The organism is Halomonas sp. I5-271120, assembly GCF_030553075.1.
Taxonomy (GTDB): Bacteria; Pseudomonadota; Gammaproteobacteria; order Pseudomonadales; family Halomonadaceae; genus Onishia; species Onishia taeanensis_A.
This window is the reverse complement of record NZ_CP130701.1, coordinates 2,525,738-2,548,781: the sequence shown is the minus strand read 5'-3', so window position 1 is coordinate 2,548,781 and position 23,044 is coordinate 2,525,738. Positions and strand designations below refer to the sequence as shown.

The window sequence follows — 23,044 nt, the reverse complement described above, 5'->3', positions numbered from 1 at the left end:
CGCGACCCAATATTTCGTTTCCCGCAACGCAAACGACCCCGCCATTGGCGGGGTCGTTGCGTGTGGCGCTTAGGATGGCGTCAGGCTTCGGCGTTGCCTTCGGCCAGGTCCACCAGCTCGCGGATGGCGACCGCAAACAGCGGGAAGCCGCCCTGAGAGCCAGAGTGCACTTCGACCAGCAGACGGCACCAGCGCTGGTACATGGCCGCGTGATTCTCGAACCACTGCTCGACGCGCTGCTCGACCTCGCGCGGCCCGCTCTCCATGCGCAGTACACCGACGGTCAGCGCCAGCTGCTGGCGATCCAGATCATCGCGGAAGGTCTCGCGGGCCTGTGCCTGCCAGCTGTCGCGCACCTCGAGGGCGTTGATCTGCTCGGTCATCCACGGCAGTTCCAGGCGATGGCCGACCTCGTAGAAGACCTCAGCGACGCGCTGAATCTTCTCGTTGGTCTGCTTGGCGGCCTCGATGATGCCGAGCCCCGCATAGAGGCTGCCGGTGGCCGCTACCACGTTAGCCAGGCTGTCCGGCACGCCGGCTGCCGTCAGCTCGTCACGACGCGCGGCCCAGGCTTCGCGCTCATCACCTCGCAGGCGCTTGCCGATGCTTTCCTGCAGTTGAGTCAGCCGCGGGGCGAAATGGGTGATGCAGTCCTTGGCGGTCATGCCGGTGCGCTGACGCAGGAACCAGCGAGTGGCACGGCGCAGCAGACGCATCAGGTCGAGCATCATGCGGTACTGCACCTGGCTTGGCACCTGGTTATCCAGGGCCTCGACCTGTTGCCACAGACCGTCCAGGTTGAAGCTGTCGCGGGCCACGATATAGGCCCGTGCGATTTCGGCACGGCCGGCGCCAGTGGTATCGATCAGGCGGCGCACGAAGACGACGCCCATGTGGTCAACCAGGTCATTGGCGATCTGGGTGGCGACGATCTCGCGCTTCAGGCGATGCTCGTACATCTCATCGTGGAAACGCTCGACCAGCACGCTCGGGAAGACCCGCTCCAGATGCTGCTGAATGTAGGGATCGTCCGGCACGTCGGAGGCAATCAGGTCACCCTTGAGCGCGCTTTTGGCGTAGGAGATCAGCACCGACAGCTCAGGCAGGGTCATGCCCTGGTTGGCATTGGCGCGCTCGAGCATCTCCTCGTCGTTGGGCAGGAACTCGAGTTCGCGGTCGAGCTGCCCGGCCACTTCCAGCTCGTTGATGAAACGACGATAGGGGCCCAACCCCTCGTGGGAGAGGATCTCGGACAGCGACAGCGCCTGGGTCTGGCGGTAGTTGTCGCGGATCACCAGCTCCGAGACCTCGTCGGTCATGCTCGCCAGCAGCTGATTGCGCTGCTTGTCGGTCATGTCGCCGCGCTTGACGATGTCGTCGAGCAGGATCTTGATGTTGACCTCGTGGTCCGAGCAATTGACCCCACCGGCGTTATCGATGAAGTCGGTGTTGACCCGCACCCCCTTGTGCGCGGCCTCCATGCGGCCACGCTGGGTCAGACCCAGGTTACCGCCCTCGCCGACCACACGGCAGTTGAGCTCGTTGCCGTTCACGCGCAGCGCATCGTTGGCCTTGTCGCCCACGTCGGCATCGGTCTCGGCCTCGGCCTTGACGTAGGTCCCGATGCCGCCGTTCCAGATCAAGTCGATCTGCGACTTGAGCATGGCGCGGATCAGGTCGTTGGGCGACAGCTTGTCTTCGCTGATGCCGAAGGCCTTCTTCATCGCCGCCGAGATCGGGATCGACTTGGCGCTGCGCTTGAAGATGCCGCCGCCCTCGGAGATCAGCGAGGCGTCATAGTCTTCCCAGCTGGAGCGCGGCAGCGCGAAGAGACGCTGGCGTTCGGCGAAGGAAGCCGCGACGTCCGGCGTCGGGTCGACGAAGATGTGCATGTGGTTGAAGGCACCCAGCAGGCGAATCTTTTCGGACAGCAGCATGCCGTTGCCGAAGACGTCGCCGGCCATGTCGCCGATGCCTACCACGCTGAACTCGTCGGCCTGGATGTTCACGCCCTGCTCGCGGAAGTGGCGCTTGACCGACTCCCAGGCCCCCTTGGCGGTGATGCCCATCTTCTTGTGGTCATAGCCGTTGGCGCCGCCGGAAGCAAAGGCGTCACGCAGCCAGTGGCCATATTCCAGCGAGATCTCGTTGGCAATGTCGGAGAAGGTCGCAGTGCCCTTGTCGGCCGCGACCACCAGGTAGGGATCGTCGGCGTCGTGACGCACCACCTTGACCGGCGGCACGACCTCGCCGGCTTCCAGGTTGTCGGTGACGTCGAGCAGGGCGCGAATGAAGGTCTTGTAGCAGGCGATGCCTTCCTGCTGGATGGCGTCGCGATCACCGCCTTCCGGCAGACGCTTGCAGACGAAGCCGCCCTTGGCGCCGACCGGCACGATAACCGCGTTCTTGACCTGCTGGGCCTTGACCAGGCCGAGCACCTCGGTGCGGAAGTCTTCGCGACGATCCGACCAGCGCAGGCCGCCACGGGCCACCTTGCCACCACGCAGGTGAACGCCCTCGACCCGCGGCGAATAGACGAAGATCTCGAACATCGGCCGCGGCTTGGGCATGCCGGTGATCTGGGACGGGTCGAGCTTGAAGGAGAAGTAGTCCTTGAGCTCGCCGTCGTCGCCCGGCTGATAGTAGTTGGTGCGCAGGGTCGACTGGATCAGCTCGATGTAACGACGCATCAGCAGGTCGTCGTTGAGGCTCGCGACATCATCGAGCAGGGCCAGCAGGCGTGCCTGGCAGGCTTCGGCCTCGGCGGCGCGGTCGCCTTCCTGCTCAGGATCGAAGCGCAGTTCGAACAGGGTCACCAGCTCGCGGGTGATCTGCGGGTGGCTCGCCAGAGTGGTGGCGATATAGAGCTGGGACAGCCCGAAGCGAATCTGCTTCAGGTAGCGGCCATAGGCTCGGAGCATGGCAACTTCCCGCCAGCTCAGGTTGGCGCCGATCACCAGGCGGTTGAAGGGATCGTTCTCGGCCTGACCGCGCCAGATGCGCTGGAAGGCATCGGTGAAGGGCTCGCGCATTTCCTGCAGGTTGACGATTTCGCTGCCGTGATGCTCGAGGTTGAAGTCGTGAATCCAGTAGCTGCCATCGCGAGTCGTGATCTCGTAGGGGCGCTCACCGATCACGCGCAGGCCCAGGTTCTCCATGACCGGAAGTACGTCGGACAGCGGGATCGGACGGTCCTTGTGGAAGAGCTTCAGGTTGACGCCATCGACGTCTTCCTCGACCAGGCGATACAGGGACAGCGACAGCGGTGCGCCCTGCTCGACTTCGGCGCAGTGATGAATATCGTAGACCGCGGAGCGGGCACTGAAGTCCTCGCGGTAGCCGGCCGGGAAGGCATCGCGATAGATATCCAGCAGGCGATTGGCCTGCTCCTCGCCGAAGCCTTCCACCATGGCGTTGTGCAGGTCATCGCGCCAGCTGGTCGCCAGAGCGCTGACCTTTTGCTCCAGGCGCGCCAAGTCGTAGTCCACCGGGGCGTCGTCGTTGAAGCGCAGGATCAGTTGAATGCGCGCCAGTACCGACTCGGAAAGATAGGTATTGAAATCACCGAAGCTGGCATTGAGCTCTTCGCAGAGCAGGTTCTGAATGCGCACGCGCAGGTCGGTGGAGAAGACATCGCGGGGCACGAACACCAGGCAGGAATAGAACTTGCCGAAACGGTCTTCGCGCACGAACAAACGCACCCGACGACGTTCGCGAATATTGAGAATCCCCACCGCGGTGCGGGTCAATTCTTCGTTGCTGATCTGGAACAGGTCATCGCGCGGATAGACGTTGAGAATCTGGCGCAGCTGGTGGCCGTCGTGGCCGTCCGGATCGACGGCAGCGGCTTCCATGACCGCATTGATCTTGCGGCGCAGTACGGGGATGTGGCGCGGCGAGTCGTTGTAGACGGTGGCAGCGAACAGGCCCAGGAAGCGGCGCTCGCCGATCACATTGCCCTGCTCGTCATAGCGATCAATGGAGATGTAGTCGGGGTAGGTCGGACGATGCACGCGAGCGTGATAGGCACTCTTGGCAAACGACAGCAGCTCCGGCACCAGTACATAGTGGTCGCCATCGATGCCCTGATCGTTCCGGATCCGCTCCTGATAGCGTGACGCATCGAGCGTGAAGACACCAAGCTCGCTGCCCTTGCGCTTCTTGAGCTGATCCTGACCCTTGACCTGAACGACGTCGTAATCGTCATAGCCAAGGAAGGTGAAGTTGTTCTCGAGCAGCCACTCGAGGAAAGCAATCGCTTCCTTGTGGTCAGCGGCGGCAACCTTGGCAGGTTTGACGGCCTTGAGCTCGGCAAGGGATGCCTTGACCTGCTCGCGCATCGGCTCGAAGTCGGCTACCGCCGTGCGCACATCGGACAGCACATCGTGCAGGCTTGCTTCGATGTCGGCCAGCAGCTCGGGGTCTGAATGGCGGTCGACCTCGATGACAATCAACGACTCACGCCCTTTCGGCGCATCCTTGGCATGGGTGCCCGTCATGTACTCGAGCTGATGCTTGGCGTTGCGCTTGGTGGCCAGCACCGCGTTATAGATGGAGTGCACGGTGATGCCGCGACGATTGAGCTCGATGCGCACCGAGTCGACCAGAAACGGCATGTCGCGTCCGACCACCTCGACCTGGGTGTGCGTCGACTGCCAGCCATGTCCCTCGAAGTCTGGGTTGAAGACCCGCACGACGGGCTCGTCGGGGTTGTGCTGCTGCATGAGATGCCAGGCGGAGAGCACAGCCCCGTAGAGATCCTCGAGACGGCGCTCGGCCAGATCGGCATAGGGGGCGTTGGCGAAGAACACCTCGGCAAAGGAGGCGATGGCCTTCACCTTGTCTTCGTCCAGACGGTGCGCCAGCTGTTCCTTAAGCTGGGCCAGCAATTCCTGCTTGTCATCGATCGCGACGTGTTGCATCAATCACCTCGGCTGACACCGACCCTCCTGGGTCGGCGGGAAATTCGTAGACACGTCCATGACGGTCATGGAGACCTTAAGGATACGTCAGAGCCGCAACGGGCCCCACTGAATTAACCCTTTGTCATGGAGCATGTCAGTTACGCATCGGTCCTTGACTTCATGCCCGGCGCTCGAGAAGCACCCCACACTCACAGTGGTGCGTCCAGGGGAACTGGTCGAAAAGGGCGAAGCGCGTGATGTCATGGGTCTGGGTCAGGCGCGCCAGGTTGTTCACCAAGGTATCCGGGTTGCATGAAATGTAGATGATACGGTCATAACCGCTGAGCTGATCGCAGCTCTCGTCATCAAGCCCAGCGCGGGGCGGGTCGACCAGCACGGTAGAGAAATCGTAGTCGGCAAGCCCCATCTCGGCCACTCGGCGTCCGCCCTTCTCGCCCTTCAAGGCCAGGGAGAACTCCTCGGCGGACATCCGCGACACATGCACATTATCGACGTCGTTGGCGGCGAGGTTAGCCTTGGCCGACGCCACCGAGGTACGCGAAATTTCGGTCGCCAGCACGCGGCGAAAGTTCTCGGCCAGCGCCACCGTGAAGTTGCCATTACCACAGTAGAGCTCGACCAGGTCACGCTCCTCGCTGTGGCGCGTCGCGTCCAGTGCCCAGCCAAGCATCGACTGGCAGATCGCGGCATTGGGTTGGGTGAAGCTGTTCTCGACCTGCTGATAGTTAAGCTCTCGCCCCTCGACGGTGAGGCGCTCCCAGACATGATTGCGGGTCAGTACCAGGCGTTGCTTGCGAGAGCGGCCGATGATCATCACCCCGAGACGCTCCTCCAGCGCCCGGGCCGCGGACTCCCAGTCCTCGCCCAGGGGGCGATGATAGATCAGGGTGATCAGCGCCTCACCGGACAGGGTGGTGAGAAAATCGACCTGAAACAGCTTGCGGCCGAGCACCGGATCCTCGCGCACCGCCTCAAGCAGCAGTGGCATCAGCTCATTGATCCGCTCGCTGGCCACCGGGAACTGGTCGACCCGAACCGGGCGCTTCTTGTCCGGGCGCTCCGGGTCAGGCTCGAACATGGCATAGAAGAGCTCGTCGCCCTCGCGCCAGATGCGAAACTCGCAGCGCATGCGGTAATGGCTCGCCGGCGAGGCAAAGACCTCGAGCTCAGGCGTCGCCAGGTGCGAGAACTGGGTGATGATGCGCTCGCGTTTGGCCTCAAGCTGCTCGCCATAGCGGGCGGGGTCGACAACGGGTACGGCCACAGAGTCTCCTTGTGAATCAGTCAGTCGGTCTATCAAGTACGCAGCGGGGAGTCGGCCTCAGGGGCCGTGGTCGCCAGCGCGAGCCTTTTGGTGGTGGCAAAGCCATAGACGGCCAAAACCGCGGCGAGAGAAACACTCGGCGCGGTCACCCAGGCGGCGCCGGGGCCCTCACCGCCGGAACCTTCTGCGCGCGGCAGCGGCGCGACTACCTGCGCCACGCGGCGGGCGATGGCATCTCCCGAATCGATCCAGGTGATCGGACGCGGCGCGGCCGCGGCAAGCGCTCGCGTCAGCAACGGAAAGTGGGTGCAGCCCAGCACCACGGTATCCAGTGCCGGATCCTCCCACAGCGGCGCCAGGCAATCGGCGATCACTTGATTATCCAGCGGTTCGCCGGCCAGCTGACGCTCGGCTTGCCCGACCAGCGGGTCGGCGGCCAGTCGCATCACCTGGCAGTGACCCGCGAAGTCCTCGATCAGCCGGCGCGTGTAAGGTCGATGCACCGTCGCCGAGGTCGCAAGCAGTGCCAGATGGCCGCTGCGACTGGCCGCTGCTGCCGGTTTGATGGCCGGCACGGTGCCGATCACCGGAATCGCCAGACTATCGCGCAGTGCCTCGAGCGCCAGGGTGCTCGCGGTGTTGCAGGCCACCACCAGGGCACTGGCTTGGCTTGCCTCCACGGCCGCCTGGCAGACCGTAACAATGCGCGCCACCAACCAGTCATCGGGCTTGGTACCGTAGGGCAGCATGGCATTGTCGCAGGCATAACAAAGCGCCGCCTCGGGCAGGCGCTGGCGAATGGCGGCGACCACCGAAAGGCCACCGACACCTGAATCGAAGATCAGAATAGGACCGCTCATCCGCCACGGCCCTGAATCGACTGCATGGACTAGGTCTCCTTAGCGTTATGGTGCGCCCACTCCGAGGCTTTCTAAACGGTATTTCTCCAAGCGCCTTGTCCCGTCAACGACTTGCCTCGCTGGGGCAGGCCTGCTGAGGATGGCACTGGGGTTAAGAGCCCCGCAAAGGGAAGCATTCTACCCCAGCCGCCGGCCAGGGGCCGAGCCCATCGAACCGAATGGCGCCGCCGATACGACACCGCCCGGCCAAGTGGCCGGGCGGACAGGGCGATACGTGGTTTCTGTCTATGAAAGACTCTATTTTTGAAAATCTCTATCTTTGAAAGCCTGTACAAAGCTTCCGTCTAAGGTCTCGGTCAGGAGACGCAAGGAAAGAGGCAGATCAGACCATCGGGTCCGGCGCCGCGCAAAGCTCGGCATAGAGCTCCGGGTAGGCTTCTTGAAGGCTTTCAAGCTTGGCTGCTGCACCCTCGGGCAGCGATTCGGCGAGAAGCTTCATGGCCTCGTCATCAAAATGTTCACGAATCAGCGGGAAGAGCTCCTCGCGTTCGTCGCGCAGATAGGCGCGGTGTGCCTCAAGGTAGGCCCCGAGATCATCGGCGAAGCGGTCCATGGGAATCGCCACGTCCATCAGCACCATGTCCAGATCGTGAGACAGACGCATCAGGCGCTCATGCAGGGCATGGTAGTTATCAGCCAAGCGCTCGCTGAGCCCCTCGGCTTCGGGCGCCTTGTCCATCAACTCCTGACCGAAGACCTTCTCCAGCGGCACGGTAAAACCGTCCATGTAGTCGAGGATGTAATCGACGACCTCGCGCACCAGTTGGAAATCTGGGCGCTCACCCTCCGCCAGCGTCTTATGTTTGAGCTGCAACACGTGCAGCAGCCGCGCCATGTTGGCATGGTCCAGGCGCAGTTGATTCAGCATCGGCATGACGGGACCTCCTGTGCTGTCCGGGGCGAACGTCTGTATGGTCATTGGATTCTCCGAGCGTCTCCGGGTTCGATAATCTTTCAGCGCAAGCATCTCTGACCGCTAATGTCTCACTCAACGATCTGGACAACCAGCATGAAAGCAGATGCAGTCCCCACTGGTGCAACGGCGACATAGGCATTACGGGCGCTGCTCACTAGTGCCCCGATACTGGCCCCCGTCTGGATACGCCTAATAGGATGCGCCTATGGTGACCCTCCTGCTGCCAGCCTAGAATATCTAACCCTAGCGCCTCCTTCACCGATATGCCTAGCGCTAGAAGCTATATACATATAAACCTTAGCACTAAAAGCGACGCTGAACTCTACTCGTCACAGGACACCGCTAATCATGGATCTCTTCAGCCAGCAGCACGCCCAGGAGCACGCGCCCCTGGCCTACCGGATGCGCCCCCGCCAGCTGAGCGACTATGTCGGCCAGCTGGCGCTGGTCGGCCCCGGCAAGCCGCTGCGCCGCATGGCCGAAACCGCCACCGTGCGCTCGATGATTCTGTGGGGGCCGCCGGGGGTCGGCAAGACGACCCTGGCCGAGATTCTGGCCAATGAATCCGGCGCCGAGCTCGAGCACATGTCGGCGGTGATGGCGGGGGTCAAGGATATCCGCGCCGCCGTGGAGCGGGCGGGCGTCGCTCAGGGCCAGAACCGCCCCACGCTGCTTTTCCTCGACGAGATCCACCGCCTCAACAAGAGCCAGCAGGATGCCCTGCTGCCGCATGTGGAGTCGGGCCTGCTGACGCTGATCGGAGCTACCACCGAGAACCCGTCTTTCGAGGTCAACTCGGCACTGCTCTCCCGTGCGCGGGTCTATGTACTCAAGGCGCTCGGTGAAGAGGAGCTGCTCGCGGTGCTGCACCAGGCGCTGGAGGATTGCGAGCGAGGCCTTGGCGCGCGACGCATCCGTGCCGAAGACGACGTGCTCAAGCTGCTTGCGCATGCTGCCGGTGGCGATGCCCGCCGGGCGCTGGGACTTCTGGAAACCGCCTGCGACTTCACCCATCCCGACGGCGACGGCGAGCGGCTCGAGAAAGAGGGCCTGGCCGAGGTGCTCGGCCATCAGGCCAGTGCCTTCGACAAGCAGGGCGATCACTTCTATGACTTGCTCTCGGCCATCCATAAGTCGATCCGCTCCTCGCGCGTCGATGCGGCCCTGCTCTATATCGCCCAGTTCACCCAGGGCGGCGGCGACCCGCTGGATGTGATCCGGCGACTGACGGCAATTGCCTCTGAAGACGTGGGCAATGCCGACCCGCGGGCGCTGCCGTTGGTCATGGCGGCCTGGGATGCCTACCTGCGCCTGGGCGATTACGAAGGCCAGCGAGCCATCGCTCAGGCCGCCATTCATCTCGCCATCGCCCCCAAGAGCAATGCCATCGACCAGGCCTGGAAGAAGGCCAAAGCCTTTGCCGCCGAGCACCCCACCCTCGAAGTCCCGAGCTACCTGCGCAATGCCCCCACCAAGCTGATGGAATCCCTCGGCCACGGTCAGGGCTATCGCTATGCCCATAACGAACCCAACGGCTATCCGGCCGGTTCGTCACATGATTGCTGGCCGGAGGGCGCACCGCGCACCAGCCTCTACACTCCCAGCGAATACGGCCAGGAGAAGCGCTTCAAGCAGATGCTCGACTGGCGCGCCGAGCTCGACGCACAGGCCGATCAGCAGCAGTGACAATACCCCGCCACTCCTGATGAACGTCCCTGATCAGGCAGCGCTAACCAAAACGCCCCTGGCCTTGAGGCTCAGGGGCGTTTTGTCAGGAGCTTAGTTATGTCAGATGTTTAGTTATGTCAGGGACTATAGCGTGTCAGAGGCTTAAGCGTGCCAGAGGCTAGCGCGCGGTCTCGCGGATAACATCGACCCCTTCGGGAATCTCGAACGTGAAACGCGCGTCATCGATGGCGGCGTTCTGTTCCACGTTATCGAAGGCGATAGCGGTACGCTGGCCGGTGCTGTCGGTCATCTGCAGCATGCCGAGTTCCTCGGCGTAGAAGGTCAGCTGCAGTTCCTCGAAGAGCGTATCGGGACTGCGTGGGTCCAGGGTGAAGGTCTCAGCGGTTCCCTGCTGGCGACGTTCGACGTCGTAGTTCGTCGTGAGCTCATCGGCGCTGCCCGAGAGCAGCAGGGCCGGGGTATGGGTGACCCGCGTATCCAGCGGCTGCACGGTGACCTGCTCCAGGTCCGGGTCATGCAGGTAGATATCTTCACCGTCAGAGACCACCACCTGGCGATAGGGTGACTCGACCTCCCAGCGGAAGCGGCCCGGACGCGACAGCCACATGCGGCCGCTGGCCTGCTGCAGGCGCTGGCCACTGCCGTCGAGGATCTGCTGCTCGAAATCGGCCCGATAAGTGTTGATCGGCTCCAGCAGCTGCGTCAAGCGCTCGGCGCCTTCGTCGGCCAGTGCCGTAAGCGGCATCATCAGGGCGAAGCCGAAGGTAGCTAGGCGTGTCGGTGTCATGGCGTCTCCTTGGCCGGCAATCGCCGGCAAATGTATCCCGTCTCCGCGTGCATCCAGCGAGGGTGCACTACTGAGACCGGTGACGCGTTGCCGGGTTGCCCCGGCAACGCGCCTTCCTTGTTTGCTGCACGGTTGGTCGAATCACGAGCAACGGCGTCAGTTGCCCACCGGCGGCGGCGCCAGCACTTCGCGGGAGCCGTTGGTGCCCATGGTTGACACCACACCGGCGCCTTCCATGGTCTCAACCAGGCGCGCTGCGCGGTTATAGCCGATCTTGAAGCGGCGTTGCACGGCCGAGATCGAGGCGCGACGGGACTCGGTGACAAACATTACCGCCTCGTCGTAGAGGGCATCCTGCTCGGCGTCGTCATCGCCGCTGCCACTATCGCCCTCGAGGCCGGCCAGGGCATCCGCCGAGACACCGCCGGAGAGGATTTCGTCGATGTACTCGGGCTCGCCGCGCCGCTTCCAGTCCTCGGCGACCCGGTGCACCTCGTCGTCATCGACGAAGGCGCCGTGCACGCGCATCGGCAGGCCTGCGCCGGCCGGCAGGTAGAGCATGTCGCCGTGACCGAGCAGGTTCTCGGCGCCGCCCTGGTCGAGGATGGTCCGCGAGTCGATCCGCGAGGACACCTGGAAGGCCATGCGGGTGGGGATGTTGGCCTTGATCAGACCGGTCACCACATCCACCGAAGGCCGTTGGGTGGCGAGAATCAGATGAATCCCCGCCGCACGAGCCTTCTGGGCCAGCCGCGCGATCAGCTCCTCGACCTTCTTGCCGACGATCATGAACATATCGGCAAACTCGTCGATGACCACCACGATGTAGGGCAGCTTCTCCAGCACCGGCGGCGATTCATGCATCTGCCAGGGCTGCGGCTCCCACAACGGGTCGGCGACTTGGGCCCCGGCACGCTCGGCCTCGTCGAGCTTGGCATTGAAGCCGGCGATATTGCGCACGCCCATCGCCGCCATTAGCTTGTAGCGCCGCTCCATCTCGGCCACGCACCAGCGCAGGGCGTTGGCGGCCTCCTTCATGTCGGTGACCACCGGCGCCAACAGATGCGGGATGCCGTCATAGACCGACAGCTCCAGCATCTTGGGGTCGACCATGATCATGCGGACTTCATCGGGCGTGGCCTTGAGCAGCATCGAGATCAGCATGGCGTTGACGCCCACCGACTTGCCCGACCCGGTGGTACCGGCAACCAGCAGGTGTGGCATCTTGCCAAGATTGGCCACCACCGGCGCCCCGCCGATGTCCTGGCCCAATGCCATGGTCAATGGCGAACTCGCATCCTGATAGCTGTCGGAGTCGATGACCTCGCGCAGGCGGATCATGGCACGGTGCGGGTTGGGAATCTCGATGCCCACGGTGGGCCGCCCGGGGATGATCTCGACCACCCGCACGCTCTTGACCATCAGCGAGCGCGCCAGGTCCTTGGCCAGATTGCTGATCTTGGAGACCTTCACCCCGGCGGCAGGCTTGATCTCGAAGCGCGTGATGACAGGCCCCGGCCAGGTGTGCACCACCTCAGCCTTGACGCCATACTCCCGCAAGCGCACCTCGAGCAGCTCGGCCATCTCGGCGAGCTGTTCCTCTGTGTAGTTGGGCTGATGGGCTTCGGCAGGGGTCAGCAGCCGGAGCGAGGGCAGCTCCCCGTCGATATCCGGCAGGTCATCCATTGAAGAGCGCTGGTTCTGCAGGTGCTCGACGGTCCAAAGCGCGGGCTCATCCGGGTGATCCGCCGCCGCGCGAGCCTGCTCGGCGCTGGCGACCCGGGGCTCGGCGGGAGTCTCTGGCACTTGATCAGAGCTTTCTTGAGCAACGCTTTCTTGGGCCGACATTGGCTGCGCTGAGCATTCTTCAGTCGACTCTTTTTGTCTCACCTGCTCTTGAGCTGTCTCGTCTCGTTGCTCCAGAGGCGAGGTAGAAGGCGACGTGGTAGACGCAGCAGGCTGCGCAACTGGAGGCAGCACGGGCGCGGGAGATGACGCTACCTCGGCCCCCTCGCTGCGGGGCTCATTCTCTTCGCCGCGCTCTTCCCAACTCTCTGTCTTGCTGTCTGCCTGACGTTCTTTCGCCTTTTGAGGCGGCTTGTCATCGTCCCAGTCCGCGTCCTGCCAGCTGATCATCGGTTCACGGCGGGCATGACGTGCAACGGACTGCGGCGAAGACCCCGAAGACGCCATGGCCGGCGCGGGGCGGTCATCCTGGTCCACTGCGTCGTCAACGGGCCCAGGCGCTGTCGGCGTCTCTGAAACCGATTCTGATGCCTGTGTTTGAGCTGGCTCCGGGGGGGCTTCCGGTGCCTTGGCGGGCATATCGCGCTCGGCCCGCAGCGACATGCCGGTCCAGGGAGGCTCGTCGTCTTCCGGCAGCACCGGCTCTGGAATCGTCTCAGCCCGCAGCGGGGGCGCCTTCGCGGGCTCGGGCTCGGCCGGCCGAGAGTCCGGTGACGCCTGCTCATTGGCGTCCTTCGGGGCCATCCGCTCACTGTAAGCGGCGCCTGGCTGTTTGGCCGAAGGCGTGCGCTCGGGCACCTCCCAGGGAATATCGGTGCCTTGATCAGGATTCCACTGCGGCTCGCGAAGCCCAGCCTCCTCGGCCGGCATCTCGTCGTCGCTATAGCGACGGCTCCAGGGCCACAGGCGCTGCCACCAGCTAGGCGCCTGTGCCGCATCATCATCTTCGCCGCTGACTTCCGCGGGCTCGGTCTCAGCAACAGGTTCCTGGGCATCGGCTTCTTCGCGTGCACGCTGCGACCGATCACGGCACCAGCCAATCACGCGCTGCACCAGATGACCGGACTCGTCCATCACCCGTAGCCAGGAGACCCCGGAGAAAGGCGGGAAACCGCATAGCAGCGCGACCAGTGACAGCAGCGTGGTGCCGTGACTGCCGACCAGCGGCGTCAGAGTGCGCACCATCTCTTCGCCGACGATACCGCCAGCGGCATAGGGCAACCCGCTTTCGGGATTGAAGAAATGCAGGGCCCCGAGGGTGGTGGTACCCAGCATTAGCAGGAAGAGCCCGCCGGTACGCACGGCCAGCCCCAGCGTATCCCACTGCAGGTGCACCTGACGTACCCGGCTCATCCGCCAGCCGGCAAAGCCCAGCATGCCTGGCCACCAGAGAGCACTGGCGCCGAACAACGAATACAGCACATCGGCAAGCCAGGCGCCCACCGGCCCCATCCAGTTGTTCACGGTTACATCCGGGCCGCTGTGCGACCAGCCGGGATCCGAGGCCTGATAGCTGAACATTGCCAGCAGCAGGAAAACGCAGGCCGCCAACAGCAGAATCACCACGCCCTCACGGGCAGCTCCTTGCAGTCGCACCCCGAAGCGGCGCGCCCTCTCCTTGGCGCCGGCTGCCGTCTCGCGGCGGCTACTCGCCTTGTTCTTGACACTCAAGTCGCCATTCCCCTTGCGCCGTCTGTGGCGTCTTCGTGTGTCCTACATCGACAAGCATGATACCGAGCCTTGGGGCCAGGGCACAGGGGCCATGCCACACTTCACTCCTGTCGCCGCAGAACATAGGCCAGCCATGACCACGCCACGCTTGAGGTGGACTGCGAAGCCCGTCACACTGGGCTTTCGACACCTTCGCGCTTCTACCAACGAACACGCTTCCGCCATGCTGCCCTGGTTGCCCACTTCTCCCGTGCAATTCCCGTCGATCAATCAGGCACTTGACGAGCCGGATGGCCTGCTCGCGGCGGGTGGAGACCTGACGCCTGACTGGCTGATCGCGGCCTATCGATGCGGCATTTTCCCCTGGTTCAGCGACGACCAGCCGATCCTGTGGTGGAGCCCCAGCCCACGCATGGTGCTGTTCCCAGGAGAGATCCGCATTCGCCGCAGCTTGGCCAAGCGGTTGCGCAACGCGGGCTTCAAGGTAACCTGGAACACGGCGTTTCCGGCCGTCATCGAGGCCTGCGCCGCCACCCGATCGGATGACGAGGGCACCTGGATCAGCGATGACATGCGCAAGGCCTATGTCGCTCTGCATTCACTTGGCTATGCACAGTCGATCGAGGTCTGGCGCGACGGCAGCCTGGTCGGCGGCCTTTATGGCGTCGGCATGGGCCGGGTGTTTTTCGGTGAATCGATGTTCAGCCGTGTGCCGGATGCATCCAAGGTTGCCCTGGTCTATCTGGCCCGCCACCTGCAGGCACTGGGGGGCGGACTGATCGACTGTCAGATGCACACCTCGCATCTTGCCAGCATGGGCGCCCGTGAGATCGCCCGCCAGGAGTTCATCAACTATCTTGATCTGTACATTCAGGGGCAAGATGGCATCGCGCCACGAATGGCCGCGAAGGCCCCCGAGGATGACATCATTAGCGAAGGGGGCCGTTGAACGTGAGTAGTCGGGCGCCACAACATCCGGTTCGAGACCTGCGTTTCTTCCTGACGGTTCCCCATGCGTGCAGCTATCTGGAGGGTCATGAGGCAACCACCCTCTTTCTGGACCCCCAGGAAACCCCCGGCCAGAGCGTCTACGACGCCCTGACGCTGCTCGGTTTCCGCCGCAGCGGCAGGCATCTCTACCGGCCTCATTGCGAAGGCTGCCGCGCCTGTGTATCGGTGCGCATTCCGGTCGCCGAGTTTGCTCCCAGCCGCAGCCAGCGCAAGATCATCTATCGCAATGCCGATCTGACCATGCACGAACGGGGCGCCAACTACGATCCCGAGCACTATGAGCTCTATGCGCGCTACGTTCGCACCCGCCACGCCGATGGCGACATGTTCCCGCCGAGTCACGAGCAGTACCGCACCTTCCTGACGCTGGACCATGCCTATGCGCGCCTGTTGGAGTTTCGCCTCGACGGCCGACTGGTGGCCGTCACCGCCATCGACCGCTTGGGGCATGGCCTGTCCGCCATCTATACCTTCTTCGAACCCTCTCCAACCCTCGACCGTCGCTCGCTGGGCACCTTCGCGGTGCTGAGCCTGATCGAACGCGCCCGCGCCGAGGACCTGCCCCACGTTTACCTGGGCTACTGGATCCGGGAATGCAGGAAAATGGACTACAAGCGCTACTTTCAGCCGCTGGAATACCTCGATGGCCGCCACTGGCGACGCTCGATTCCAACGACCTGATGCTACGCGCTTAACCTTTGACCCACAGCATGTTTTGCCTTGACGTCCGGCATACGGCACAATACCGCGCTATATTGATGATCGGTGACAGACGTTGCCGTCCCAATCCCGGCCGTTCCGGCCGCGATGCTACCGGCACTGTCATCGTCGACACATCGCTTTGCAAAAAACCATCATGAGGAAATGCCTATATGGCTCGTGAAGACCATATCGAAATGGAAGGCGTCATCGTCGATACGCTGCCCAACACCATGTTCCGCGTCGAGCTGGAAAACGGCCACGTAGTCACCGCCCACATCTCGGGCAAGATGCGCAAGAACTACATCCGCATCCTCACCGGCGACAAGGTCAAGGTTGAGCTGACTCCCTACGACCTGTCCAAGGGCCGCATCGTCTACCGCTCGCGTTAAGCACTTCGGGCCGCGCCCGACGCCTTTCGCCAACCGACCGGCCCAAAAAAGACGCCCCGTCATCAGACAGGGCGCCGGTCGGTGGTGGCTATGTCATCGGCGGCTATTCCGTTAGTTGCCACGTCATCAGCCGCTAAGTCTATAGCCCCCCTATAGTCAGTGTTAGTTAGGCGTGTCAGTCGAAGAAGCCTCAGACAATGGCTCAAGCTATCGCTTGAACCATTGCCTTGGCCCTCACCCGACCCTCAGGGTTCCGCCAGCTCTTCCTCGGTGGCGAGATTCAACTCGTCGCTGCCTTCATCAAGCGTGACGTGCACAACCCCGCCTTGCTCGGCCAGGTTGCCGAACAGGATCATCTCAGCCAGCGGTTTCTTGAGCTTCTCCTGGATCAGGCGAGCCATCGGCCGCGCGCCCATCTCCGGATCATAGCCACGCTCAGCCAACCAGGCGCGAGCGTCCTCGTCCACATCGAGCTGAACCCGCTTCTCGTCGAGCTGTGCCTGAAGTTCGACCAGGAACTTGTCGACCACGTTGCGCACCACTTCGGCGGGCAGCGAGCTGAACGGGATGATGCCGTCCAGGCGGTTGCGGAACTCCGGCGAGAAGGTCTTGCGAATCACCTCCATGCCATCGGTCGAATGATCCTGCGGATTGAAACCGATGGAGCGACGCGAGATCTGCTCGGCCCCGGCATTCGAGGTCATGATCAGCACCACGTGACGGAAGTCCGCCTCACGGCCGTTATTGTCGGTCAGGCGACCATGGTCCATGACCTGCAACAGCAGGTTGAAGACATCCGGGTGAGCCTTCTCGATCTCATCGAGCAGCAGCACGCAATGCGGCTGTTTGGTGACCGCCTCGGTCAGCAGGCCGCCCTGGTCGTAGCCGACATATCCCGGCGGCGCACCGATCAAGCGCGATACGGTGTGGCGTTCCATGTACTCGGACATGTCGAAACGTACCAGATCGACTCCCATCAGCGAGGCCAACTGGCGGGCCACCTCGGTCTTGCCCACCCCGGTGGGGCCGCTGAACAGGAAGCTGCCCACCGGTTTGTCCGGCGACTTGAGACCGGCACGCGACAGCTTGATGGCCGCCGACAGACCGGTGATCGCTTCGTCCTGACCGAACACCAGCATCTTCAGGTCGCGCTCGAGGTTCGCGAGCAGCTTGCGATCGGAGTTCGAGACGCTCTTCGGCGGAATCCGGGCGATGGAGGCCACTACCGCCTCGACCTGATCGACGTCGATGGTATCCACTCGCATCTCCGGCGGCAGCAGCCGCTGGTGCGCGCCGGCTTCATCGATCACGTCGATGGCCTTGTCCGGCAGGTGACGATCATTGATGTAGCGATCGGCCAGCCTTGAGGCACTTTCAAGCGCGCCATCGGTGTACTTGAGTTTGTGGTGCTCTTCGAAGCGGCCGCGCAGTCCCTTGAGAATGCGGATGGTGTCTTCGACCGATGGTGCCGGCACATCGACCTTCTGGAAGCGCCGTGCCAGGGCCCGATCCTTTTCGAAGATCCCGCGGAACTCCTGGAAGGTGGTCGAGCCGATGCAGCGCAGCTCACCCGAGGAGAGCAGCGGCTTGAGCAGGTTGGACGCGTCCATCACGCCGCCGGATGCCGCACCGGCGCCGATCACGGTATGGATCTCGTCAATGAAGAGAATGGAGTTGGGCTGTTTCTTGAGCTCGGCCAACAGGCTCTTCAGGCGCTTCTCGAAGTCGCCACGGTACTTGGTGCCGGCCAGCAGGGCGCCCATGTCCAGCGAGTAGACCACCGCATCGGCGATCACGTCGGGCACGTCTTCCTCGACGATGCGCTTGGCAAGCCCTTCGGCGATGGCCGTCTTGCCCACCCCGGCCTCACCCACCAGCAGCGGGTTGTTCTTGCGTCGCCGGGCGAGGATCTGCACCACACGCTCGAGCTCATGATCACGACCGATCAGCGGGTCGATCTTGCCAAGGCGTGCCTGCTCATTGAGGTTGGTGGCATACCCGGTCAGCGGGTGCGTATTGCCCTCGCTGACGCCCTCTTCGGCCTCTTCAGCATCGTGAGACGGCGAAGACGACGGCGACTGACCGTGACCAGACACCTTGGAAATGCCGTGGGCGATGTAGTTGACGGCATCCACCCGCGCCACGTTCTGCTGCTTGAGGAAGTAGACCGCCTGGCTTTCCTGCTCGGAGAAGATCGCCACCAGCACATTGGCCCCGGTGACCTCGCTCTTGCCGGAGGACTGTACGTGGAAAACTGCCCGTTGCAACACGCGCTGGAAGCCCAGGGTCGGCTGGGTTTCCCGGTCGTTCTGGTCCTCGGGAATCAGCGGCGTGGTGGAATTGATGAAGTCCTGCAGGTCCGAGCGAAGCTTGTCCAGATTGGCGCCGCAGGCACGCAGCACATCAGCCGCTGAGGCATTGTCCAACAACGCCAACAGCAGGTGTTCGACGGTCATGAACTCATGACGCTTGGAGCGCGCCACGGTAAAGGCCGTATTCAGCGTGAGTTCGAGTTCTTTGCTCAGCATGGCAGTCCCCTTCTCGCCACCTCGGGCGTCGGCCGGCGATCGCCGGCAATTTCACCATCGGGTACATTCTCGGGATTCGCAAGCTCGAGTTCGAGCCGGTCACGCCGATCCTGCACTGGCTGTCTTCCGCTTGCCTGACAATCAGCTTGCCAGTCGTCAGTCGGCCCTATCGATATCGCACAGCAACGGATGCTGGCACTCTTTGGCGTATTGATTGACTTGATGACTTTTGGTTTCCGCGATGTCGCGGGTAAAAATGCCACAGGTCGCCTTTCCCTGGGTGTGAACCGCCAACATCACTTGCACGGCCTTCTCGCTGTCCATGTTGAAGAAGGTCTGCAACACCTCGACCACAAATTCCATGGGCGTGAAGTCATCATTGTGCAGCACCACCTTGAACATCGGCGGCGGCGCCAGGTCCGGCTCGGCACGCTCGACCGCCACGTCGTCCTCGCCCTCTTCCTGAGGACCCGAAGGGCGGGTCATGCCGGCTTCCAGCGACGCCGTGACATAGCGTTGGTAAGGATCATCTATCTTGAACATAAAAGGCGTTACCCATCCTCTCAAGCCTGTGAGCCTTCAACGCATCAACTATGGTTGGACGCCAAGGCCCGCTGAGGGTTCAGTTATAAGATGCGGCCGTGATGAGCCGCTTGCAAGGGGCGCTGACCATCAAACACTGTCAAACATGCTCTCTAAGGCTGTTATTCAGCGCCCCTAGAAACGTAAAGGGCCCTCGCCCGCTAGGCGGACGAGGGCCGGGGGCACATGCGTGCCGAGGGCGGCTAAGGGTGGTTACCCCTTGGCCACCAGAGCCAGGGCCGCATTGAGGGTCTCACTGGGGCGCATGGCCTTCTCGGTCAGCTCACCGTTGGGGTGGTAGTAGCCCTGGATATCCACGGGCTGCCCCTGCACCGCATTGAGCTCCTCGACGATCACCGACTCCTTGGCGTGGAATTCTTCGGCCAGCTTGCCGAATAGCGCCTTGAGTTCGGCATCCTCGTCCTGGGCGGCCAGGGCCTCGGCCCAGTAGACGGCCAGGTAGAAGTGGCTGCCGCGGTTGTCCAGCTCACCGACCTTGCGCGACGGCGACTTGTTGCTGTCGAGGAACTTGCCGTTGGCCTCGTCAAGCGCCTTGGCGAGCACCCGAGCGCGGGCGTTGTCGAAGGTCTTGCCCAGATGCTCGAGGGAAGCGGCCAGCGCCAGGAACTCGCCCAGGGAATCCCAGCGCAGGTGGTTCTCCTCGAGGAGCTGCTGAACGTGTTTGGGCGCGGAGCCACCGGCGCCGGTCTCGAACAGACCACCGCCGTTCATCAGCGGCACGATGGAGAGCATCTTGGCGCTGGTGCCCAGCTCCATGATCGGGAACAGGTCGGTGAGGTAGTCACGCAGCACGTTGCCGGTGACGGAGATGGTGTCCTCGCCGCGACGGATTCGCTCCAGGCTGAACTGCATGGCATCCACCGGGGCCATGATGCGGATATCCAGGCCACTGGTGTCATGATCCTTGAGGTAGGTCTCGACCTTCTTGATCAGCTCAGCATCGTGAGCGCGCTGGGCATCGAGCCAGAACACCGCCGGCGTCTCGCTGTCGCGGGCACGAGCCACGGCCAACTTGACCCAGTCCTTGATCGGGGCGTCCTTGGTCTGGCACATGCGCCAGATATCGCCCTGCTCCACGGTGTGTTCGAAGAGCACCTCGCCAGAATCGCTGGTGACGCGCACGGTGCCGTCGGCGGGAATCTGGAAGGTCTTGTCGTGGGAGCCGTACTCTTCGGCTTTCTGAGCCATCAGGCCGACATTGGGCACGCTGCCCATGGTGGTCGGATCGAAGGCACCGTTGGCCTTGCAGTCGTCGATGGTGGCCTGGTAAATGGTGGCATAGCAGCGATCCGGGATCACCGCCTTGGCATCGTGCAGGGCATCATCGGCGCCCCACATCTTGCCGGAGTCACGAATCATCGCCGGCATGGAGGCGTCGATGATCACGTCGCTGGGCACGTGCAGGTTGGTGATACCCTTGTGAGAATCGACCATCGCCAGGGACGGACGCTCGGCGTAGAGCGCTTCGATATCCGCCTTGATCTCATCCTGCTTCTCGGCGGGCAGCTTGGCGATGGTCGCATAGAGATCGCCGATGCCGTTGGTGGCATCGAAGCCGACCTCGTCCAGCACCTCGGCATGCTTCTCCAGCACGTCGCGATAGAACTCGTTGACCACCATGCCGAACATGATCGGGTCAGAGACCTTCATCATGGTCGCCTTGAGGTGCAGGGAAAACAGCACGCCCTGCTTCTTGGCATCGGCGATCTGCTCGGCGACGAAGGCGGAGAGCGCCTTGCGGCTCATCATGGAACCATCGATCACCTCGCCGGCCAGTACCGGGGTTTTCTCCTTGAGCACCGTAGTGGTGCCGTCCTTGCCAACCAGCTCGATCTTGACCACGCCCTCGGAAGCCAGCGTGGCGGACTTCTCGCTGCCGTAGAAGTCACCGTCGCTCATGCAGGCCACGTGAGACTGGGAATCGGCAGTCCACTTGCCCATGCGGTGCGGGTACTTGCGGACGTAGCTCTTCACCGACTGGGGCGCGCGACGGTCACTGTTACCTTCACGCAGCACCGGGTTCACGGCGCTGCCCTTGACCCGGTCGTAGCGCGCCTGGATATCGCGCTCTACGTCGCTGGTCGGCTCATCGGGATAGTCGGGCAGCTTGTAGCCCTGGCTCTGCAGCTCGCGAATGGCCGCCTTGAGCTGCGGCAGCGAGGCACTGATATTGGGCAGCTTGATGATATTGGCTTCGGGGGTCTTGGCCAGCTCACCGAGCTCCGCCAGATGGTCACCGAGTTTCTGCTCGTCGTTCAGGTATTCCGGGAACAGGCAGATGATGCGGCCGGCCAGGGAAATATTCCGAGTCTCCACGCTGATACCGGCGGAGTCGGTGTAGGCATCGATGATCGGTAGCAGGGAAAAGGTAGCCAGGGCCGGCGCTTCGTCGGTGAGCGTATAGATAATCTTCGGCGTTTTTGACATGTTGGCGTTGATCTCTCTGGTCACTGCGGTGGCATGAAACTGGATCGGTAGCGCGCGATCACGATGTCCGCCTCAGGGGCTCGGTGCGACCCACCCGGCAAGGTGATGAAGCCAGGTATCGCAGGGAACATCGGCGCCCAGCAGGTTACTCTTAGCAGGCCCCGATCGAGTCGAGGGCGCTCCCAGCAAGCTGCGGCATTATACCAGCGTGCCCGGCTCGGCGCATAAGCAATAATACTGAGACGCCCCTGCCATCCCGCCCCGCTTGCCGGTAAGCTTGCCCTTATGAGCACTCTCTATCTCCTTCACAAGCCCTTCCGCATGCTCTCCCAGTTCACCGACCGCGGCGCCGGTGAAGGAGAGCGACGCGCCACGCTTGCCGATATCATCAAGGTGCCGGGCATCTATCCGGCCGGGCGACTCGACTACGACTCCGAGGGCCTGCTGCTGCTCAGCGACGACGGCGAACTGATTCACCGCATCACCCACCCCAAGCACAAGCAGCCCAAGACCTACTGGGTACAGGTAGAGGGTGAGCCCGACGAGGCGGCGCTGGAAGCCCTGCGCAAGGGCGTGGTGCTCAACGACGGCCCGACCCGGCCAGCCAAGGTGCGTCGCCTCGACGCTCCACCGGTCGGCCCACGCACCCCGCCGGTGCGTGAGCGTCGCCACATCCCCACCCACTGGCTGGAGCTGACCATCAGCGAGGGTCGCAATCGTCAGGTGCGCCGCATGACCGCCGAGGTCGGCTACCCCACCCTGCGTCTGATCCGCTCGGCGATCGGCCCCTGGCGCCTTGACGACCTGGCCCCCGGCGAATGGCGACAGGAAACGCTGCACGCTCCCGCCAAACCGCAACGCGCCGGTAAGGATGGCAAGGGCGGCAAATCGAAAGCCACCGGGGGCAAGAACTTGAGCAAGCAATTGAACAAGAACTCAGACAAGCGCGATACCAGGGCGAAGGATAGAAAGGCCAGGACGCCGAGAGGGTCACGATGAGCCGCTGGTCACCCAGGGTCACGGTGGCCACCGTGATCGAGCGCGCCGGACGCTTCCTGATGGTCGAGGAGGATCGCGGCGGGCCTCATACGGTCTTCAATCAACCCGCCGGCCACCTGGAGTCCGACGAGGGAATTCGGGCCGCCGCCGAGCGCGAGGTCCGCGAGGAGACCGCCTGGCACGTGGGCATCACCGACTACCTGGGCCTATATGTCTACCGTGCGCCGGATGGCCTGACCTTTCACAGCCACGGCTTTTCCGGCATGGCACTAGCGCACCTGGGCAACGATCTGGACCGGGACATTCTTGCCACCCACTGGCTGACACTCGATGAACTGGAAGCCCTGGAGAGGGCCGGGCGCCTGAGAAGCCCGCTGGTGATGCGGCGCATCCGTGACGTGCAGCGTGGCCGCACTTTCCCGCTGGATGTGATTCAGGAACGCTGAGCCAGGGCCCTGGCAGCTCAG

At 63.1% G+C, this 23,044-nt stretch carries 15 protein-coding genes; 6 read left to right on the top strand and 9 right to left on the bottom strand.

Annotation, left to right across the window (positions count from 1 at the left end; translation table 11 throughout):
* Nucleotides 1-80: 80 nt before the first annotated feature.
* From Q2K57_RS11305 to Q2K57_RS11290, 4 genes are all read right to left on the bottom strand, one after another.
* Complete coding sequence (locus Q2K57_RS11305; RefSeq protein ID WP_304525107.1) at nt 81-4,922, bottom strand: NAD-glutamate dehydrogenase; 4,842 nt, start codon at nt 4,920-4,922, stop codon at nt 81-83.
* 160 nt (nt 4,923-5,082) lie between these two features.
* The gene (gene trmA, locus Q2K57_RS11300; protein ID WP_304525106.1) at nt 5,083-6,189 is read right to left on the bottom strand and encodes a tRNA (uridine(54)-C5)-methyltransferase TrmA; all 1,107 of its coding nucleotides are present in this window, start codon (nt 6,187-6,189) and stop codon (nt 5,083-5,085) included.
* A 32-nt stretch (nt 6,190-6,221) separates the two neighbouring features.
* A complete protein-coding gene (murI, locus tag Q2K57_RS11295) occupies nt 6,222-7,049 on the bottom strand; it encodes a glutamate racemase (RefSeq protein WP_304525105.1) in 828 nt (275 codons plus the stop codon).
* Nucleotides 7,050-7,431: 382 nt separating this feature from the next.
* Nucleotides 7,432-7,977 (bottom strand): hemerythrin domain-containing protein, encoded by a 546-nt coding sequence (locus tag Q2K57_RS11290; protein ID WP_304526685.1) that lies wholly within the window; start codon nt 7,975-7,977, stop codon nt 7,432-7,434.
* Nucleotides 7,978-8,373: 396 nt separating this feature from the next.
* Between Q2K57_RS11290 and Q2K57_RS11285 the strand changes: the two genes are divergently transcribed.
* Complete coding sequence (locus Q2K57_RS11285; RefSeq protein WP_304525104.1) at nt 8,374-9,711, top strand: replication-associated recombination protein A; 1,338 nt, start codon at nt 8,374-8,376, stop codon at nt 9,709-9,711.
* A 160-nt stretch (nt 9,712-9,871) separates the two neighbouring features.
* Here Q2K57_RS11285 and lolA read toward each other — a convergent pair whose 3' ends face one another.
* Together lolA and Q2K57_RS11275 are read right to left on the bottom strand one after the other, a co-directional pair.
* Nucleotides 9,872-10,501, bottom strand: a complete 630-nt coding sequence (lolA, locus tag Q2K57_RS11280) for an outer membrane lipoprotein chaperone LolA (RefSeq protein WP_304525103.1) — start codon at nt 10,499-10,501, stop codon at nt 9,872-9,874.
* 156 nt (nt 10,502-10,657) lie between these two features.
* On the bottom strand, nt 10,658-13,918 hold the full coding sequence (locus Q2K57_RS11275) for a DNA translocase FtsK (protein WP_304525102.1): 3,261 nt from the start codon (nt 13,916-13,918) through the stop codon (nt 10,658-10,660).
* A gap of 223 nt (nt 13,919-14,141) precedes the next feature.
* Here Q2K57_RS11275 and aat point away from each other — a divergent pair, with 223 nt between their 5' ends.
* The 3 genes from aat to infA all read left to right on the top strand — a co-directional run bounded on the left by aat (nt 14,142) and on the right by infA (nt 16,020).
* Nucleotides 14,142-14,867 carry a leucyl/phenylalanyl-tRNA--protein transferase gene (gene aat, locus Q2K57_RS11270; protein WP_304525101.1) on the top strand — a complete coding sequence of 242 codons (726 nt, stop codon included), beginning with the start codon at nt 14,142-14,144 and terminating at the stop codon, nt 14,865-14,867.
* Nucleotides 14,868-14,869: 2 nt separating this feature from the next.
* Nucleotides 14,870-15,610 carry an arginyltransferase gene (locus Q2K57_RS11265; protein WP_304525100.1) on the top strand — a complete coding sequence of 247 codons (741 nt, stop codon included), beginning with the start codon at nt 14,870-14,872 and terminating at the stop codon, nt 15,608-15,610.
* Nucleotides 15,611-15,801: 191 nt separating this feature from the next.
* Complete coding sequence (gene infA, locus Q2K57_RS11260) at nt 15,802-16,020, top strand: translation initiation factor IF-1 (RefSeq protein WP_007111068.1); 219 nt, start codon at nt 15,802-15,804, stop codon at nt 16,018-16,020.
* A 245-nt stretch (nt 16,021-16,265) separates the two neighbouring features.
* Here the strand turns inward: infA and clpA are convergent, their stop codons facing one another.
* From clpA to Q2K57_RS11245, 3 genes are all read right to left on the bottom strand, one after another.
* The gene (gene clpA / locus Q2K57_RS11255; RefSeq protein ID WP_304525099.1) at nt 16,266-18,548 is read right to left on the bottom strand and encodes an ATP-dependent Clp protease ATP-binding subunit ClpA; all 2,283 of its coding nucleotides are present in this window, start codon (nt 18,546-18,548) and stop codon (nt 16,266-16,268) included.
* A 156-nt stretch (nt 18,549-18,704) separates the two neighbouring features.
* The gene (gene clpS / locus Q2K57_RS11250) at nt 18,705-19,091 is read right to left on the bottom strand and encodes an ATP-dependent Clp protease adapter ClpS (RefSeq protein WP_112055447.1); all 387 of its coding nucleotides are present in this window, start codon (nt 19,089-19,091) and stop codon (nt 18,705-18,707) included.
* A gap of 252 nt (nt 19,092-19,343) precedes the next feature.
* Nucleotides 19,344-21,578 carry an NADP-dependent isocitrate dehydrogenase gene (locus Q2K57_RS11245; RefSeq protein ID WP_304525098.1) on the bottom strand — a complete coding sequence of 745 codons (2,235 nt, stop codon included), beginning with the start codon at nt 21,576-21,578 and terminating at the stop codon, nt 19,344-19,346.
* 285 nt (nt 21,579-21,863) lie between these two features.
* Between Q2K57_RS11245 and Q2K57_RS11240 the strand changes: the two genes are divergently transcribed.
* Together Q2K57_RS11240 and Q2K57_RS11235 are read left to right on the top strand one after the other, a co-directional pair.
* Entirely contained in the window at nt 21,864-22,577 is a 714-nt protein-coding gene (locus Q2K57_RS11240; RefSeq protein WP_304525097.1) for a pseudouridine synthase, read from the top strand.
* Nucleotides 22,574-23,023: an NUDIX hydrolase gene (locus Q2K57_RS11235; protein ID WP_304525096.1), complete on the top strand. Its 450-nt coding sequence runs from the start codon at nt 22,574-22,576 to the stop codon at nt 23,021-23,023. The genes Q2K57_RS11240 and Q2K57_RS11235 overlap by 4 nt, the downstream gene beginning before the upstream one ends.
* Nucleotides 23,024-23,044: the final 21 nt, after the last annotated feature.